The following is a 16,771-nucleotide window of genomic DNA, read 5'->3' as shown; positions in this document are numbered from 1 at the left end:
GGGGGATTTAGGGGGCAAATATTGCTGCTTGAGAAATAGTCTCTAAAACTGCTGATCAATCCTTCATAACCTTAGCATTCTAAACAGTATACATTTCAAGCTATCTAGCCCCCTAGCCCCCAACATTGGGGGGAAAATAAATAATTAGGACTTTTTAGAATGAATCAAATCAACTAAACTAGAAACCTGATGCTCAACTTCCTAGAGTTAGCTAAGAAAACCTATCAGTTCATTCCCCGTTAAGCTGCACTCTCATCAAATGGGATTATTCTGGATTCCTCACACCTGACTTAACCCCATTTTTGAGAGTAACAGCTTATTTTTTATTCCCTGACGGATCACATTTTACTAATAATTCGTTGGACGATTTCTACTCCGGTTACTGCTTGCCAGGCAAACAGTCCCAGGATGATAGTATTCAGGGTAATATGACTATATCTAGCCCAATTAACCCCTTTTTGCATATAGGGAGTTAAGGACGCAGAAATTGCAATCATTCCGGTCATTCCCAGTCCCGCTAATAGGTGGGGGCCGACAAACAGTTTGCCGTTGTTAATATAAGTCACACCCATGCCGCCAATACTTCCTAACACCATTAAAGCCAGTAATATTGAGCCAATTTGGTGATGTTTAATATTGAATTTCCCCTTAATTAACTCTTTTTTGGTGTCTGCGTCCGCTTCCCGGGTACGACGAATTTGCACGCCCAAATACATCGCATAAATGGATAATCCTAACAAAATCCACATCAAGACCGGGTGAAAAAAATTCAGCCAAGGTTTAATCGCTACTAGAATCGGTGAATCCATAATGTCCTCTCAGCAAGCCAAAAAACTTAATAAAACTTAGCATACACCATAGCAATCTTCTTTGAGTTGTGTTCAGTTGAAACCAGCCAATGCTCAACAATAAATTAGCTGTTATCCTAGTTGAACCCTTAATCAAGTTGAGTGATGAAACCCTTTAAACTTCATGCCCCCTTTCAGCCCCTGGGAGACCAGCCGCAGGCGATCGCCCAACTCACCGATAATATTCAAAGCGGGCAACCCTTCAGCACCCTCCTGGGGGCAACAGGAACCGGAAAAACCTTTACCATCGCCTCGGTAATTGAAAAAATCGGACGTCCGACTCTGGTTTTAGCCCATAACAAAACCCTCGCCGCCCAATTATGTAACGAGTTTCGCTCATTTTTTCCTGAGAATGCGGTGGAATATTTTATTAGTTATTACGACTATTATCAACCGGAAGCCTATCTTCCTGTCACCGATACTTATATTGAAAAAACCTCATCAATTAATGAGGAAATTGATATGCTCCGCCATTCGGCTACTCGCTCTTTATTTGAACGGCGAGATGTGATTGTTGTAGCTTCAATTAGCTGTATTTACGGGTTAGGAATGCCCGCCGAATATTTAAAAGCTGCTATTTCCTTGCAGGTGGGAGAAGAAGTTGATCAACGGGAATTGTTACGGGAATTAGTATCGGTACAATATACCCGCAATGATGTTGAGTTAACCCGGGGAAGGTTTCGGGTTAAAGGAGATGTTTTAGAAATTGGCCCCGCTTATGAAGATAGAATTATTAGAGTAGAATTTTTTGGAGATGAAATTGAAGCCATTCGTTATACAGACCCAGTTACCGGCGATGTTTTGCAAAGTTTAGACAGTTTAAATATTTATCCTGCCCGACATTTTGTTACTCCAGAAGATCGTTTAGAAATAGCCTGTGATGATATAGAAGAGGAATTAAAACAACAGGTAAATACCCTCGAAAGTCAAGGTAAACTATTAGAAGCACAACGGTTATCCCAACGCACCCGTTATGATTTGGAAATGTTGCGGGAGGTGGGATATTGTAATGGGGTAGAAAATTATTCCCGTCAGTTGGCGGGAAGACAGGCGGGAGAACCTCCAGAATGTTTAATCAATTATTTTCCCAATGATTGGTTATTAATTGTGGATGAATCTCACGTCAGTGTACCTCAAATTCGAGGAATGTATAATGGCGATCAAGCGCGAAAAAAGGTCTTAATTGATCATGGGTTTCGTTTACCTAGTGCGGCGGATAATCGTCCGTTGAAATCGGAAGAATTTTGGCAAACGGTGAATCAATGTATTTTTGTTTCAGCGACGCCGGGAGATTGGGAAATTGAACAATCTCAAGGTCAAGTGGTGGAGCAAATTATTCGTCCGACGGGAGTAATTGATCCAGAAGTTTTTGTCCGTCCCACTTCAGGACAGGTTGATGATTTATATGGGGAAATTCAAGAAAGAGTGATTAGAGATGAGCGGGTTTTAATTACGACCTTAACCAAAAAAATGGCGGAAGATTTAACGGAATATTTGCAAGAAAGGGGAGTTAATGTTAGATATCTGCATTCGGAAATCCAATCTATTCAACGGATTGAAATTATTCAAGGGTTACAAAATCGGGAGTTTGATGTGTTAATTGGGGTGAATTTATTGCGGGAAGGGTTGGATTTACCCCAGGTGTCTCTAGTGGCTATTTTAGATGCGGATAAGGAGGGGTTTTTGCGATCGCATCGATCACTAATTCAAACCATCGGACGGGCGGCGCGGAATATCCGAGGACAGGCAATTTTATATGGGGATAATTTAACCAAAAGTATGATTAAAGCCATTGAGGAAACTAACCGACGGCGGGAAATTCAACAGAAATACAATCAAAAACATGGAATTATTCCCCAACAAATTATTAAAAAATATAGTAATTCTATTTTAGAATTTCTGGATGTGTCCCGGCGGTTAAATGCTCAAACCACTGGGAAACAGATAGAAACCTTAGAGGAATTTCCCTTAGAAAGTATTCCTGATTTAATTATCCAGTTAGAAACTCAGATGAAAGGTGCGGCTAAAAAATTGGAATTTGAAGAAGCAGCTAAGTTGCGAGATCGGATTAAACAGTTACGGGATAAACTGATTGGACATTAGGTTTTTTTAAAACCACAAAGACACTAAGACACAAAGAAAGAGATTGGACTAGAAACCTCTACTCCTTTGGATCAAAGTCTGGACGCAGCACCTGGAGTTAGAATCGAGCGTGTCTACGCCTTACCGCAGGTACTGCCAACAGACGGTGAGAGTGGTCAATGATTGATTTGTCGTTTACCGTGACCCGAGGTGTATTGATGCCAAAGTCCGGCTAACTCTTGAGCTTGGGGTTGATATTCTGGTAGAATTTGATACATCCGGCGAGGGCGTCCCCGACCTTCCACCTTTTGCCAATATCCCGTAATTGTTCCTTGTTTTTCCAAAAATTTCAGGGCGCTGTAAAGCACCGTATCCGATAATCGATAATTAGAATATTCCTGCTCCAGTTGTTCAATTAGTTCAGTTCCATAGGAGTCCTTTTCGAGCAATACAGATAGGATATAGCAAACCGCCAGTTCTTTATTGAGATAGATAGGGGGCGGTTCTTGGAAAAATTGATAGATTTGTTCAAAGGTCATAAAATTCTCCCCTTGGCTTTAATAATTAGCCGTCGCCCCGTTGGGCTATTCTCTGTAATTCTTCCCCTGGCTATCCTCTATTCATAACAGCATAAATCGATAATTGCTGCATCTAAATTAGCTATGTTCCCATCGTCTGGCCTTGATATTATCAGTTTAACCGTCAACTGTTAACCCTCCTTCGACATTTTTGAACTTTTCTATCATTTGACAACAATCTTCCACAGAAGCTCGATTTTTCATGGCTTCTACTAAGGAAAAATAAGCTAATTTGTGAGTTTCAATTACTGTTTTAGCTTGTAATATTGCCCAACGTTCTTTGATTTTAGCCTCACTCAAAGGGCGTTGTAACTGAGTCCAAATCGCCGTAATTTTTTCTCGGTCTTCCCGGCCTCCTTCCGCCTTTTCAAATACTAAGGTTTCGGCGGCAATTCCCCCCATCCAAACGGCACAATAACGATCTAAAACCTGGGCAGAAATTTTACCTTGTTGTAATTGTTCCCATAATATTTGATCGGCAAACTGCACCCCTCCTTGAGCTTTAAAGCCCTGTTTAAAGGCTTCCCAGCCATTTAAGGCATATCCCTGAATCGGAATTTTCATCAAATAGGCTACTAAAAAATGTCCGGCTTCATGGTGTAAAATTCGCTCCCGAGTAGATGCAGAAGTTCCGGCTAACCTATCAACTAATAAACTCGCCCCCTGACCTTGAAACTGAAAAACATCTAAAGTGGCAACCCCTAAGAAAAAAAAAGTAATACCCGCCGGAACAAAGGGCGAAATATTCAAGATGGGACTCAATAACACCGATAGCGTCATACAGAAAACACTAATGGCAATTAGATTCAAACTGGTGGTTCTCATCAATTTTCCTTTTGGTTTCTGGCTTTATAAAAAGTTTCTAAACTATGGCGGTCTCCCACAAAACGCCAATGCCAGGGTTCATAACTCACTCCCTGGGGATTATCTTTAGGAAAGGATAACTCAAAACTATAAAAAGCGGCATGATCTTTTAACCATTGATAGGCCGGGGTTTCTTCAAAGCTAACACTTAAATCCGTAGAGGGTCTGGCCCCGTCTCCAATATCGATGGCATAACCCGTATGATGTTCACTATAACCCGGAGGAGCACTGACCTCCGCCCGTTTCGTCGCCACCTGTCCCCGTTGGGCTTTAATTTCAAAAAAGATGATTTCCTGGTCTTTAACACTACGAAAGGTGGAAATCGGCACTAAACTGACCCCACTGGCTCGGGCATCCTGTTCCATTTCTTGATAGGCTTTAGCGGCGACCTTGCGTAACCGATGTCCCCCATCCGCCGTAATACTTTTTAACTCGGCTTCCGGGGCTTCGGGATAGGGAAGATGACCCAATAAATTATCGGGAAGGCTAGGAGTCGGAGAACTCGTAGGCTGGGGCGTCACGGATGCGGACACAGAGGGTGAGGCTGTGATTACAGGACTTGGGGTTTCTATAATAGGGAGATCAGACCGAGGAGCCAGAATTCCAAATTGATAATTCATCACTAAAGCAGTACAGAAGGCGACCACGGCTAACCCTAGCATTTTCCAGAATAGCCCTGGCTTTACAGACGAACCCGAGGAAACGACCCCAAGCACGGGGATATCTCGTATCGCCTCGGGAATATCTTCTATTGCTCCATCAGCTACAGTTTCGGCTGGTTTCGGTAGACTAGAATTCTTCAACGGCTTGACTCCTGACATCCATTAAAGTCTCAATTTTATTAGATAATCCCCTATTTAGTCATCCATCACAAGCCTTTCTTGATCAACAGCGAAGGGTAAACACTTTTATGTCTAATTCTGTAAGTCAACTTTTCACACTTTATCAATGGCTGATTGGCGGGGTTTTAATCGGATGGATTTTAGGTCGAAAATTACCCGCCATTGTTCCCTATTATTTAGGTAAAATTTTATATTGGGGTGTGGTTCCGATCGCGATTATTGCTTTTTTGAGAAAAGCAGATTTATCGGGTTCGATTTGGATTGCGCCTTTAGTGGCTTGGGCTGCTATTTTCCTGGGTGCGGGGTTAGCGGCGATAGGTTTATACTGGCAAAGTCGTATTCCTAAATGGGATATTTTACCCCAATCTCTCCCGGGTCAAGGGAGTTTTTTATTGGCGGCTATGGTAGGGAATACCGGATATATTGGTTTCCCGGTGAGTTTAGCATTAGTCGGCCCTCAATATTTTGGTTGGGCGGTATTTTATGATGGATTGGGAACAGTAATTGGCGCCTATGGTTTAGGGGTGGCTTTAGCTGCTAGGTTTGGCATGGGAAAACAAGATCCTTGGCAATTAGTTGGGGTATCGTTAACTAATCCAGCTTTGATTAGTATGGTAATTGGTTTAATGGTGCGGAATATTCCTTTACCAAATCCGATGGAACAGGGGTTACGCGGCATTGCTTGGGGAAGTGTGGCCTTAACTTTAGTGTTAATGGGAATGCGTTTAAGTCAGCTTAATTCCTGGTCTCATTTCCGACCCGCTTCTGTGAGTTTAGTGATTAAAATGTTAATTGTGCCTTTGGTATTGGGTTATGGATTAACACTATTAGGATTAAAGGGATCTCCGTTATTAGTTTTGGTCTTACAAATGGCAACTCCTCCGGCTTTTGCTACTTTAGTATTAGCCGAAGCCTTTAATTTAGATCGGGAATTAGCGGTGACAAATTTAGCTATGGGTTCTGTACTATTATTATTAACCTTACCCCTCTGGTTATTTTTGTTTGGTAATTAGGAGTCAGTATTGGGTTTAAAATTAACTAAGATAGCTTCTTTCTGCTGTCCAATGGCGATCAGAAGATTGATAAATTCTCATATTATTTAAACCGACGGACTCGATCAAGTTAATGATTTCATCTAAGGTATAAGCAGCTTGTAATGAATCTCGAAATAGTTTTTGCTGATGGTCATTACTATCTCCGGCATATTGTTGAACTAAATTATTGAGTTCTGTTTCACTACTCGGTCGAGTTAAATCTCTGAGAAATATTCCCCCCTGGGGTTTTAAAACGCGCTGAATTTCTTGAAAAAAGAGTATCGGGTTGGGTAGATGGTGAACAATACTATTGGAAATTACCAGATCAAAGGTAGCATCGCCATAGGGTAACTGTTTCGCATCCACTTGTTCTAATTTAATTTGCTCCTCTAACCCCGCTTGCTGAATATTTTGATTCCCGATAAATAGCATATTTGCTGATAAATCAATTCCGATAATTTGCCATGGCGATCGCCTTTGAGCAATCAAAATCGGAATCCGCGCTGTCCCGGTTCCCGCATCTAAGATTAATCCGGTTTCCGGCCCTAATTCTAGGGCAAATTCGGCAAATTCTTGGTTAACTTGGCTAAAGTCCATCCCATCATACTCGCTGGCTTCTTCCCAAGTATCCATAACTTCGGCTTCTGGGATACGTTCTATCATTATTATTCACATTAACGTTAATCAAAATTATAGTAAGGTTAATTGGGGGAAGTGGGAAGTCCGGGCAGCTAATACATAGAATTGCTTTTTTGTCAACTCGCCTCAAAATTGCCCCTTGAGTTTTTCCAAAAACCCGTGCATCGCCACGGCTAAATTAAGTCAGGGTTTGATGACTTTTCAGCAATTTACGCCGTTTGAGGATAGGGTTTTAGGGTTAGGTCATACTTCCCCAGATGTTTATTTTTGCCATAATACCCCAAACCCCATGATTCCGTCAAGTAATTGCGAATAATTATTAATAATCTCTGGGTAAAAATCCGGTTTTTGAGCTAAATCTTTTAAAATTTAAAACAAACTCTCTGGAGTTATAATTAATTATTATGTTAACTGGCTTTTGACCCGATCTTTTACAGGACTTACGCACCCAACCAAAGAAACCGGGTTTTTTAGAAAATATGTGGGTCACAACCCAGTATTTTCGGAAAAAACCCGGTTTCTCGAGCCCGATGCGTATTATTAATATGATCAAGACTAAGAGGAGAGGAGACAAATTGCTATAATCCAATTACACGAAGTCGTTATGAGTTGAAAATAAAAATGACCAACCCAACCGTTGAAAACCTGGTAATTATTGGTTCTGGCCCTGCGGGCTATACGGCCGCGATTTATGCTGGACGGGCGAATTTGAAACCCGTGGTCTTTGAGGGCTATCAAATGGGCGGGATTCCCGGGGGACAGTTAATGACCACCACGGAAGTTGAGAACTTCCCCGGTTTTCCCGATGGGATTACTGGGCCGGAATTAATGGATCGGATCAAAGCCCAAGCCGAACGCTGGGGGGCGGAATTGTTTACCGAGGATGTGGTTTCCGTTGATTTGAGTCAACGTCCGTTTACCGTGAAATCCGAAGATAGGGAAATCAAAACCCATGCCATTGTAATTGCCACCGGGGCGACCGCCAAACGGCTACATTTACCCCAGGAGGAAACCTTTTGGAATGCGGGAATTTCTGCCTGTGCTATTTGTGATGGGGCGAGTCCGATTTTCAAAGGAGTAGAATTAGCGGTGATTGGGGGAGGAGATACGGCCACGGAGGAAGCGGTTTATTTAACTAAATATGCCACCCATGTTCATCTATTAGTTAGACGGGATGAACTACGGGCGAGTAAAACTATGCAGCAACGGGTTCTGACCCATCCTAAAATTACTGTGCATTGGCATACCCAGGCGCTGGATGTTTATGGAAATGGCAAATTAGGGGGGATTAAAATTAAGAATACTCAGACGGGAGAACAGCAAGATTTACCCGTACAGGGGCTATTTTATGCTATCGGTCATACTCCCAATACCCAAATATTCCAGGGACAGTTAGAACTCGATGAGGTAGGATATATTGTTACGAAACATGGGACTCCTGAAACCAGCGTTGAGGGGGTTTATGCCGTGGGAGATGTTCAAGATCATGAGTTTCGTCAAGCAATTACTGCCGCCGGAAGTGGTTGTATGGGGGCGATGTTAGCCGAACGTTGGTTATCCCTAAATGGGTTAGGGGAAGAATTTCAACAGACGGAAACTTCAGGAGTGGAAACCCCGAAATCAACCCCACCTCAAATTACGACGTCCGAGAATTTCGATATCCAGAATACTCGCCATACCGGGGGTTATGCGTTGCGGAAACTGTACCATGATAGCGATCGCTTAATTATGGTAAAATATTCTTCACCCACCTGCGGCCCCTGTCATGCCCTGAAACCGATTTTAGATAAGGTCGTGAATGAATTTGAGGGTAAGATTCATTATATTGAAATTGACATTGAAGAAGATCCTGAAATTGCCCAAAATGCCGGGGTAGTTGGGACTCCGACGGTGCAGTTTTTCAAAAACAAGGATTTAATTGAAAACCTTAAAGGTGTCAAACCTAAGAGTTTATATCGAGAATTAATTGAGAAAAACTCATAGAATAAAAAACCCAGCTTCTCTAATCGTAGTGAGTCCTTTAGGACTCTTAACTCAACGGCGAGGAAATAAACCCTAAAGGGCTTACTACGTTCGTAGTGAGTCCTTTAGGACTCTTAACTTAATTGGGTTGGGAGGAAATAAGCCCGGTCGGGCTTACTACGTTTGAGTTAGAATACTTGCTGCATACTGCCTAATAAGGCAATAATGATTTGAGAACCAAATTGCAAGGCAAAAATCGCAATAATTGCGGAAAAATCAATCCCACCCAAAGGGGGAATAAAAGAACGGAATAGGTTGAGATAGGGATCGGTTAATTGGCTTAAGATGGAAAAGGGCGGATCATACCAATTAATAGTAGGAAACCAGCTTAATAAAATCCTAACAAATAGGATTAACATATAAATGTTCAGGAACTGTGCCAGGGTACTCGCGAGTAAACCTAAAGGAAGTGCCATAAAATTTTCTTGATGTTTGACTCAATTTTTAGATAAAGTTATGTTCCCCAGTGTATCACATTTGAAACCAGGGGATAGATTCAAACCCACACTAGAATCGATTAATCATAGGTTTCCGACCCCCCATTGCCATTGACACTGCCTAACTGTTGACGGACATCATCGATAGCCTGATTGAGTTGAGCTATTTTATCCTCCAAACCTAACCGGGCGGTTTCCATATTTTCTCCGGTCAATTTAGCAGCCTTCCCCGATTTTCCGGGTATTTCTAACAAAGGATCAACCCGGTCTTGATTATTGATGCGGTTGGCTAGTACCACCCCTAATACTCCCCCCACCACACCGCCTAGCGTTGCACCGAGGAAAAAGCCGCTGGTAAAACCGTCTCGACTACCCATAATTTAACCCTTCTATCACAATAGTTTGATTTTACAGAAAATTTTGCGTTTAAAGCCCCTAAGTTCCACTTAGGCTTTTTATTCAGTTTGAGGATGTCAAAATAATGATGACAATAGAAATTTTGTAGGAATTCCTTTAGAGGCGGTTTCGGATATTTCTCGGGTTTGGAAATTAATCCCACAAAAACTTTGATAATCTTCCAGAGTTCTCAGGACTCCGAGATCATAAATTTCTAAATTTTCTGCTTCTAAAGGATTAATTCTTAATATTTTTTTGACTCTTTCTCGGGACTTTTGTTCTAATTTGAACCATTCCGAATCCACATCCCAATGTTTTTTAGCATTGGTGCGAGTATAATAGTGGTAAATAGTAATTTGATGGGGATAAAAAATATCCCATCCCTTTGTCCAAGCTCGGGTTGAAAGGGTGATTTCTTCTCCTCTGAAATAGAGAAACGGATCATAGGGAACTTCTAAATAAAATTGTCGGGGGGCGAAGATAAATCCTCCGGCTAGAAACATTCCTAATTGGGGTTCAGAATAGGACGCTAGACTCTCTCCCGCGACAAAACTCAAAATCCCATGGTCATCAAAATGATGGGCGGTTAAACGGGTACTGGGATATCCTGGGGGAATTTCATCGGGGGGAAGATAGGGGGGAGTATAGGCGGAAAGGATGGGTTTGGGGCTGGGACATTGGGCAAGTTGTTTTAATAATAAACTATCCCAACCTTCCACAAATCGATGGTGACTATCTAATTGTAAGATAAAATCTTCATCATGGAGTAAACGCTGACCCAGGGATCTTGCCCAACAGACACCCAGGGATTTTCGAGCATCAATTTCAATCATTTTACAGGGAAATTCCTGCACTTTCTCGGTAATTGTTTCATCCTCTCCGGGGATAAATTGCCAAACAATGCCAAAGGTAATTTTTTCGGGGCGATGGGCTTTTTTTAAGGCATCTTTTAAGGTGGGAATTAGTTCGGAATCTCGATAGGCGGCTAAATGTAAAAATATTTTGGGGTCAGTAAAATTAAGTTTGGTTACTGGAATGGGTTGGGTTTCGGAAGCGGGAGGAGTTTCCAGCGTAAAAATCCGAGCCATTTCTAAGATTTTTAAGGCAACGGTTGCCCTTTCTGATGGGGGTAATTTTTCATTAATTAAAATAGAATCCAAGGTTTTAATTGACTGAGAGACTAATTTTTCTGAGGAAGATTCCATCATGATAACTCACCTCTAAAAATCATAAAAAGATCAGAATAAACGACAGCAGAGGTATGGGATTTTGGTAAATTAAAAGTTTAATCAATAATGGCTTTGAGCAACACATCTGTTAAACTCATGGAATCTAAATCCGAGAGGGTGATGGTATTACAAATATCAAATTTAGCGCCCTGACCTTGTAAATTATGATCTAAGCCCTGAAAAAAAGTGGTGACATCAGCATTAGAACCCACTTGAATTAGTTCAATGGCTAATTCTTCATCTCGGTTTAGTTGATTGGCTGCATCAATAATAATTTGTCTAAGGGCGGTGGGATTTTCAATTTCTCCAGAAGTTACAATAATAATGGTTTCACCATTGGCTTTAGTTTGTGCCGTTGCCCGCCGTCCAAAATAGTGATCGGTGGCATCTTTTAATACGGGAGATAAACGATTTTTCCCCGAAGGTTGATGGTGTTGAAAAAGATAAATAATTCGGTCAGAGGTAACATTTTCATAGCGTTGAAATTGATCGGAAAATAAATATAGGGTAATGCCGTCAAAATCAAATTGTTCGCAATAACTGGCAATGGCTAAAATCGATTCTTGAATTAAATCCCAGCGACTTTTGCCCTTAGATTTTTCAATCGTTGCCATGCTCTGACTACTATCAATAATTAAAGTATAATCGCGATCGCTTAAGACCGATCCTCCTTCTAGCAAAATGTCCATCTGGATTAACTCCTAAATTTTTGATCCTATTCTTAACCTATCAGGTCTGGCGATCGTTGAACTTCCTAACTATGGAATCGGGGAATGGGTGTGTTAGGATACGCAGGTAATGATCCGGTAGAATTTCGGACTCATCTACAGTTGTGGTCTGAAACCTATCCTAGCAATGGGAATTGAACTGAATCTGCAAAGTTAGACGATCACACCGGAAAACAGACTCAGGGCGTTGAAGTTCTCTTTGCATCGTTTGAATCGGATTTAGATCAATCCGTTTCGGTCAGGGCCGTATTTAACGGCAATTGCCCGAAACTAATTTTCTAAGATCTGGGTCATTTTTGCCATCAATGATTCCGTATTTGTGGATGCTTCCCAATGAAATCCAGTCACCCCAACCGTCGTCCCCAGGCGACCCCCCCCGTCAACAAGAAGCAGCCCCGCCCGTTTGTATTGGCGTTGATGTTGACTGGGGTTTTAGCTTTAAAAGCTGACCCAACTTTTTTAAAATCTACCTTTGTTCACAGTCAAGCGGTCATCTCTGATTCCCTGACCGTTACCCAAAAACCTGTTTCCCCGAAACCGATAGAAAACCAACGATTATGGGAAATTCCTGAAAATCCGATTATTGTTTCTGCCATCACCCCGACCTACCGGGTTTTACCAAATCCTTTATTTAAACGTCAGGGACAGTTACCCAAAACCATTCCGGTTATCTATGCAAAAAATTCTTTAAATCCCGAATGGATGGTTAATATCGGTAATCCAGCTAAGGTTTTACCTCCTCAAGTAGATAAGAAAATTCGGGAAACCGTCGGCCAGGAATCGGAAGTTGTTGTCAAAGATCTGAAAATTGTGGAAGCGCGTCAACAAACTTGGCCAGATACCTGTTTAGGACTGGCTACAACCGATGAAATCTGTGGCCAAATGTTAGTTTCAGGGTGGCGGGTGGTGGTGTCCGATGGTCGTCAAACCTGGGTCTATCGCACGGATGCTCAGGGGAGAATCATCCGTTTAGAATCTCAAAGTCATTCGTTAAAACTCCCGTCATCGGTCTTAGAGTCGGTGTTTGAGGATATTCTACAACGGTCAGGTTTATCGGCGTCTCAACTGACTCTGGAGGCGGTGGAGGCACAAATCTGGCCCGATGGTTGTTTGGGGTTAGTCCAACCCGGGACGTTTTGTACCCAAGGTCTGGTGGCGGGTTGGCGGGTGATTGTGGGTCACGAAAACCAGCGTTGGGTTTATCGGACTAGCCAAACGGGTTCTAGTATACAATTTGATCAACCTGCTAGTTCAATTATACCGAGTTTGCGTGTACAATTTTTGAATATTCCTGGGAATAATTTGTTATCCCCTTGGACAAAAACCTTAATTGCCCATCTTTCAACGTCCTGTCAAGTCTCAAATTTTGTTAATTTATCTATAGGGGAAACTTGCTCAAATTAATAAGTTTCCCTTTAAACTTTTTCTTAATGTAAAGTATGACTGATATTAGTGGAACTTGGTTAGGAACCTATTGGCAACAGGGAGTTCCTACTCGTTTTGAAGTAACATTTATTCAAAGCGGTAATTCCCTAGCCGGGAATATTTTAGATGAGGGTTATTTGGGAGAAGCTCAAATTAGTGGGGATGTGCTGGGTCGAGGGGTGAGTTTTACCAAACAATATTTAACGACTTCTCCCGATACGGTTAGTTATACGGGGACAGTCTCCGAGGATGAAAATTATATTCAGGGACAATGGCAAATTAGTCGGTTGTCGTCGGGAACTTGGGAAGCCCATCGCCAAGGGGATAATTTATCCTTAGAATTTAATAACATCATAGTTGAAAAGGTTCCAGTTTTTTCTTAGGCACAGCAATCTTCCTCGTTGTTGGGCGTTGTTGGGCGTTGTTGGGCTTTAGCCCTTCTTCAATTCATGCCCATTACGATCAATTTTTAGGTGATTTCCTGCGTCTACAGCGTAAATATTTCGCAGTTAATACCCCCGTACATAAAGCGATAGTTCCACTCAATAAAAAGGCAAATAACCCCGGATTAATGGATGTTTTAGATGGGGATTGATTAGAATTAATCAAAGGTCTTTCAACATAACCAGAAAATGTTGATGCTGCTATTCCTCCCACACCTAAACTAACTCCTAATATGGCAATTGTTTTTTCTAAGGAGCGATCAATTTCCGCCTGTTCAATTTCAACTAATCCGCGAATGGTGTTAATTAATTCTGAAAACAAATTTTGACCCGGTATTAAATAACCTAAATCAACCTTAATTTGTTCTATAAACTTGTTTTTTGTGCGGGTTTCAAATTTGTTAAGAAAGGGTAAATTATCCTCTGGTATCAGAATATTATTCAATTTATTTAGATAATCTTGATAATTTTTAAGATTCGTTTTTATTGTATTTAATTGCAGTTTCATCTGTTGAATATATTCGCCATATTCAAAGAAAGACTGAGGAATTAAAATCAACTCCTGTTTTAAAAATTCCAGTTTTTCAGTTTGGTTTGGGGATAATTTCTTGAGATTTTCTACTTTAGGTAATAATTGTTTATATAAATCCTTCGCTTGTTGATAACACCAACGAGCTTGAGTATAGCTATACAGAATTTTATGGCGACAACACAACAAATTAATTAACAATTCATAATAGTTTCCCTGTTCTTCTAACATTTGGGTTCGCGGAGAACAATTAAACCAAATTAACAAATGAATCTGGCGTGAGGGGTTATATTCTCCTGTATCATATTCAAAAATCGGACTTCCAAAAAACTCACCTTTTGAGGGAGTATTTTTTAACCACCTTTCTGCGTCTGAACTGGGAAATAACTCCTTAATACAAGCATTGGCAAAATCTTGATAATGATCTGATTCTGATAGTAAAGGTTCCGCAAATAATATTAAGGTTTGTCCTAAATCTGATTTAATATTAGCGGGCAATAAACAATAATTAGGGTTTAAAAAATCGTTCAGTTCAGAAAGGTTAACAACTTCTTCAGGACGACAAAAGAAGGTAATATCAATGGCGTAGGTATCATGAATTTGTAGGGGATAAACTTCGCCTTTGAGTTGGGGTTTATTCAGTTCGGGAATAGCATAAAAATCTAAAACCCGAGCTTTTGGTTTTAAAAGTTCTACATAGTCATTTGGGAGATCATCTTCTCCTGGGGGAAAACCAATTTTTCCTTGATCTTGTTCAAGTCGATTAATTAATGTTTTTAAATGGGGAGAATTTAATGTTTCTCCTAATTCTTGGCATTTTTCCCAAAGGTGATTTGCTGTTTCTATAGGTTCATCCCCTAACGCTAAATTATTTCTAAGTTGAAAAGCAATTAGGGTTAGTTTGGGATTTTTAACGGTTCTTTCTATTGATTGATCTGCCATAAATTAGGGTTTAGCAGGAGGTTTTTTAACAGATTGTTGAATTGCGTTTTTTAACGTTTCTTTGTTAATTTGTTGATTCGGTTCGGGAACATTACCAAAGTTAGTTCCGGGTATACGATCAACTTCTAATATAGAATTATTCAGGATTTCTGATTGAGCATCCACAATTTCATCATGGTTTTCATACCAACTTGCGATCGCAAAGGATAAGGTTTCAAGATCATCGGGTAAGGGTTCAATTAATGCCATTAATTCTTGACGTTTTGACTCGTTAAATAATTGAGGCTGTTCCTGTAACAGTCGCATAAAGGCTTGGAGGTTTTGCTGGTAGAAAGACATGGGCTGATACTCTAACGCAATATTAAATTAATTATATCAAATTTAGGGTTAATTTTGTAAACCCACCCCAAGAAACCGGGTTTCTGGAAGAAACCGGGTTTCTGTACTACCGTCCGATCGCACAAAATGCCGCCCAATAATAGGGAGAAGCAAAGGGTTTTTCATTATCATTCATGTTCTTTAAAGACTGACGTAACTGCATTTTATTCCCCAAATCGATCCAAGCTAATAAGTCGGTTTTAGTCGCATTTCTTAACCAGTTTTGAGCATGATTTAACGCGATCGCAACTTCCTCACCCTCCCGCAATAATTGATAAAATCGAATCATTAAAATAGCCGTTGAAATATCACTTACAGACCACAGAGAACTGACAACATTAGTCGAACCCGCCACTAGAAACCCACTCGGTAAACCAATATATTCATCACTATTAGATTGAAAATCAATTAACCCCGTTTCACAAGCGGAAAGGGTGACTAAACGACAGCAACGCAAATCCAATGTAAACACATCCCCCAAGGTTAAACATTCACTCAGATCGAGGGTTTGACCTTTTTCTAGGCGAAGATGGCGACTCGGATCAAGGGGCGAAGGTGGGGATTTTAGGTAACAGTCTGCGAATAGTAATGCAGACAAAATAGGATTCTCAAAATTAAAATAACCGTGACAGGAAAAATGGTGACAATTAGCCGTTTTTAGGGTGGTTTGTTGTTCATTAAAGGTGGATTTTTTGGCGTTTTCATGGACTAGAATATGACTCGGATTAAAATAAGTGCGAATACTGTTAACTTCTAAGTCCGTATAGGCTAAATCTTTTGTCGGATTTTGAATCGCAAATAGTTGAGAAAAATCGGGACGCTGGCGGTTTTTTGCGGTTTGTAATAGTTGACAACTGGGCGCATAACTCACCCCACCGGAAAACAGATCCATTAAAATGACAGACTCCTGTAGGGGCGAGGCGCGCCTCGCCCCTACCCCTGACGAGGAAGTTAACTCTCCTAAACGATCTTGAGATATCGGTAAAGCGTGCAGAGGGAATAAATGCAGAAAACGGTTAGGAATAAGTACCAGACTATCGCATTTTTCCCCGATAGCTTTGAGGAGTTGGTCAAAATGTAAGATTTCCCCCAGACGTTGCAGACGGGAGTTTAGGGTGTTTTGCCATTGTTTTTTATCAGTTCGGTAGGCGTTGAGGTAGTCGTCAGCCCATGCTGTCAGGGCGTTATAGTCTTCGGAGGTGGACTGCCAGAGTTTGATCCCCCCTGCCCCCCTTAAAAAAGCAGGGGGTTTTCATTTTCCCAAATGCGATCGCTATCTTCAAAAAAAATTATCAATTTTTCCGATCAAATTCTCTCTAATTTTCATCAGATAAGTGGGAAATATTAAGAATGAA

At 41.0% G+C, this 16,771-nt stretch carries 17 protein-coding genes; 5 read left to right on the top strand and 12 right to left on the bottom strand.

Translation table 11 applies throughout. The annotated features are described in order from the left end of the window. Nucleotides 1-338: 338 nt before the first annotated feature. On the bottom strand, nucleotides 339-809 hold the full coding sequence (locus tag PL9631_RS06975) for a DUF4079 domain-containing protein (RefSeq protein WP_083618392.1): 471 nt from the start codon (nucleotides 807-809) through the stop codon (nucleotides 339-341). Nucleotides 810-953: 144 nt separating this feature from the next. On the opposite strand from PL9631_RS06975, the gene uvrB reads away from it, so the two are divergent. After that, complete coding sequence (gene uvrB, locus PL9631_RS06970) at nucleotides 954-2,951, top strand: excinuclease ABC subunit UvrB (protein ID WP_083618390.1); 1,998 nt, start codon at nucleotides 954-956, stop codon at nucleotides 2,949-2,951. Between the two features lie 155 nt (nucleotides 2,952-3,106). Here uvrB and PL9631_RS06965 read toward each other — a convergent pair whose 3' ends face one another. The 3 genes from PL9631_RS06965 to PL9631_RS06955 form a co-directional block, all read right to left on the bottom strand. Further along, a complete protein-coding gene (locus PL9631_RS06965; protein WP_083618388.1) occupies nucleotides 3,107-3,469 on the bottom strand; it encodes a PadR family transcriptional regulator in 363 nt (120 codons plus the stop codon). Between the two features lie 156 nt (nucleotides 3,470-3,625). After that, nucleotides 3,626-4,333, bottom strand: coding sequence for a M41 family metallopeptidase (locus PL9631_RS06960; protein ID WP_083618385.1), 708 nt, complete (start codon nucleotides 4,331-4,333; stop codon nucleotides 3,626-3,628). Then, complete coding sequence (locus PL9631_RS06955; RefSeq protein WP_231516664.1) at nucleotides 4,333-5,175, bottom strand: M15 family metallopeptidase; 843 nt, start codon at nucleotides 5,173-5,175, stop codon at nucleotides 4,333-4,335. The genes PL9631_RS06960 and PL9631_RS06955 overlap by 1 nt, the downstream gene beginning before the upstream one ends. Before the next feature lie 107 nt (nucleotides 5,176-5,282). Between PL9631_RS06955 and PL9631_RS06950 the strand changes: the two genes are divergently transcribed. Further along, a complete protein-coding gene (locus PL9631_RS06950; protein WP_083618381.1) occupies nucleotides 5,283-6,227 on the top strand; it encodes an AEC family transporter in 945 nt (314 codons plus the stop codon). Between the two features lie 21 nt (nucleotides 6,228-6,248). Here the strand turns inward: PL9631_RS06950 and PL9631_RS06945 are convergent, their stop codons facing one another. After that, nucleotides 6,249-6,908, bottom strand: coding sequence for a class I SAM-dependent methyltransferase (locus tag PL9631_RS06945; protein ID WP_083618422.1), 660 nt, complete (start codon nucleotides 6,906-6,908; stop codon nucleotides 6,249-6,251). A 600-nt stretch (nucleotides 6,909-7,508) separates the two neighbouring features. On the opposite strand from PL9631_RS06945, the gene trxB reads away from it, so the two are divergent. Then, nucleotides 7,509-8,870 (top strand): thioredoxin-disulfide reductase, encoded by a 1,362-nt coding sequence (gene trxB / locus PL9631_RS06940; RefSeq protein ID WP_156090477.1) that lies wholly within the window; start codon nucleotides 7,509-7,511, stop codon nucleotides 8,868-8,870. A gap of 167 nt (nucleotides 8,871-9,037) precedes the next feature. Here trxB and PL9631_RS06935 read toward each other — a convergent pair whose 3' ends face one another. The 4 genes from PL9631_RS06935 to PL9631_RS06920 all read right to left on the bottom strand — a co-directional run bounded on the left by PL9631_RS06935 (nucleotide 9,038) and on the right by PL9631_RS06920 (nucleotide 11,660). Continuing rightward, complete coding sequence (locus PL9631_RS06935; RefSeq protein WP_083618379.1) at nucleotides 9,038-9,325, bottom strand: YggT family protein; 288 nt, start codon at nucleotides 9,323-9,325, stop codon at nucleotides 9,038-9,040. A 101-nt stretch (nucleotides 9,326-9,426) separates the two neighbouring features. Next, complete coding sequence (locus tag PL9631_RS06930) at nucleotides 9,427-9,723, bottom strand: hypothetical protein (RefSeq protein WP_083618377.1); 297 nt, start codon at nucleotides 9,721-9,723, stop codon at nucleotides 9,427-9,429. Nucleotides 9,724-9,819: 96 nt separating this feature from the next. Further along, complete coding sequence (locus PL9631_RS06925; protein ID WP_083618375.1) at nucleotides 9,820-10,950, bottom strand: GlcNAc-transferase family protein; 1,131 nt, start codon at nucleotides 10,948-10,950, stop codon at nucleotides 9,820-9,822. Nucleotides 10,951-11,027: 77 nt separating this feature from the next. Then, nucleotides 11,028-11,660 (bottom strand): vWA domain-containing protein, encoded by a 633-nt coding sequence (locus PL9631_RS06920; RefSeq protein ID WP_083618372.1) that lies wholly within the window; start codon nucleotides 11,658-11,660, stop codon nucleotides 11,028-11,030. A 372-nt stretch (nucleotides 11,661-12,032) separates the two neighbouring features. Between PL9631_RS06920 and PL9631_RS06915 the strand changes: the two genes are divergently transcribed. Both PL9631_RS06915 and PL9631_RS06910 read left to right on the top strand, forming a co-directional pair. After that, the gene (locus tag PL9631_RS06915; RefSeq protein WP_083618371.1) at nucleotides 12,033-13,103 is read left to right on the top strand and encodes a hypothetical protein; all 1,071 of its coding nucleotides are present in this window, start codon (nucleotides 12,033-12,035) and stop codon (nucleotides 13,101-13,103) included. Between the two features lie 35 nt (nucleotides 13,104-13,138). Continuing rightward, entirely contained in the window at nucleotides 13,139-13,507 is a 369-nt protein-coding gene (locus PL9631_RS06910) for a hypothetical protein (protein ID WP_083618369.1), read from the top strand. 79 nt (nucleotides 13,508-13,586) lie between these two features. Here PL9631_RS06910 and PL9631_RS06905 read toward each other — a convergent pair whose 3' ends face one another. The 3 genes from PL9631_RS06905 to PL9631_RS06895 form a co-directional block, all read right to left on the bottom strand. Beyond that, complete coding sequence (locus PL9631_RS06905; RefSeq protein WP_083618366.1) at nucleotides 13,587-15,038, bottom strand: hypothetical protein; 1,452 nt, start codon at nucleotides 15,036-15,038, stop codon at nucleotides 13,587-13,589. A 3-nt stretch (nucleotides 15,039-15,041) separates the two neighbouring features. Continuing rightward, nucleotides 15,042-15,377: a hypothetical protein gene (locus tag PL9631_RS06900; RefSeq protein ID WP_083618365.1), complete on the bottom strand. Its 336-nt coding sequence runs from the start codon at nucleotides 15,375-15,377 to the stop codon at nucleotides 15,042-15,044. A 106-nt stretch (nucleotides 15,378-15,483) separates the two neighbouring features. Next, nucleotides 15,484-16,470 (bottom strand): CHAT domain-containing protein, encoded by a 987-nt coding sequence (locus PL9631_RS06895; RefSeq protein ID WP_231516667.1) that lies wholly within the window; start codon nucleotides 16,468-16,470, stop codon nucleotides 15,484-15,486. Between the last annotated feature and the right edge of the window lie 301 nt (nucleotides 16,471-16,771).

The sequence above is a fragment of the Planktothrix paucivesiculata PCC 9631 genome (assembly GCF_900009265.2).
GTDB classification, from domain to species: Bacteria; Cyanobacteriota; Cyanobacteriia; order Cyanobacteriales; family Microcoleaceae; genus Planktothrix; species Planktothrix paucivesiculata.
This window is presented reverse-complemented; position numbering and strand designations above follow the sequence as displayed.

Bases quoted from the DNA above. Each gene is read 5' to 3' on its own strand.
- PL9631_RS06975 (WP_083618392.1), bottom strand. From the start codon at position 809: ATGGATTCACCGATTCTAGTAGCGATTAAACCTTGGCTGAATTTTTTT.
- uvrB (WP_083618390.1), top strand. From the start codon at position 954: ATGAAACCCTTTAAACTTCATGCCCCCTTTCAGCCCCTGGGAGACCAG.
- PL9631_RS06965 (WP_083618388.1), bottom strand. From the start codon at position 3,469: ATGACCTTTGAACAAATCTATCAATTTTTCCAAGAACCGCCCCCTATC.
- PL9631_RS06960 (WP_083618385.1), bottom strand. From the start codon at position 4,333: ATGAGAACCACCAGTTTGAATCTAATTGCCATTAGTGTTTTCTGTATG.
- PL9631_RS06950 (WP_083618381.1), top strand. From the start codon at position 5,283: ATGTCTAATTCTGTAAGTCAACTTTTCACACTTTATCAATGGCTGATT.
- trxB (WP_156090477.1), top strand. From the start codon at position 7,509: ATGACCAACCCAACCGTTGAAAACCTGGTAATTATTGGTTCTGGCCCT.
- PL9631_RS06935 (WP_083618379.1), bottom strand. From the start codon at position 9,325: ATGGCACTTCCTTTAGGTTTACTCGCGAGTACCCTGGCACAGTTCCTG.
- PL9631_RS06930 (WP_083618377.1), bottom strand. From the start codon at position 9,723: ATGGGTAGTCGAGACGGTTTTACCAGCGGCTTTTTCCTCGGTGCAACG.
- PL9631_RS06925 (WP_083618375.1), bottom strand. From the start codon at position 10,950: ATGATGGAATCTTCCTCAGAAAAATTAGTCTCTCAGTCAATTAAAACC.
- PL9631_RS06920 (WP_083618372.1), bottom strand. From the start codon at position 11,660: ATGGACATTTTGCTAGAAGGAGGATCGGTCTTAAGCGATCGCGATTAT.
- PL9631_RS06915 (WP_083618371.1), top strand. From the start codon at position 12,033: ATGAAATCCAGTCACCCCAACCGTCGTCCCCAGGCGACCCCCCCCGTC.
- PL9631_RS06910 (WP_083618369.1), top strand. From the start codon at position 13,139: ATGACTGATATTAGTGGAACTTGGTTAGGAACCTATTGGCAACAGGGA.
- PL9631_RS06905 (WP_083618366.1), bottom strand. From the start codon at position 15,038: ATGGCAGATCAATCAATAGAAAGAACCGTTAAAAATCCCAAACTAACC.
- PL9631_RS06900 (WP_083618365.1), bottom strand. From the start codon at position 15,377: ATGTCTTTCTACCAGCAAAACCTCCAAGCCTTTATGCGACTGTTACAG.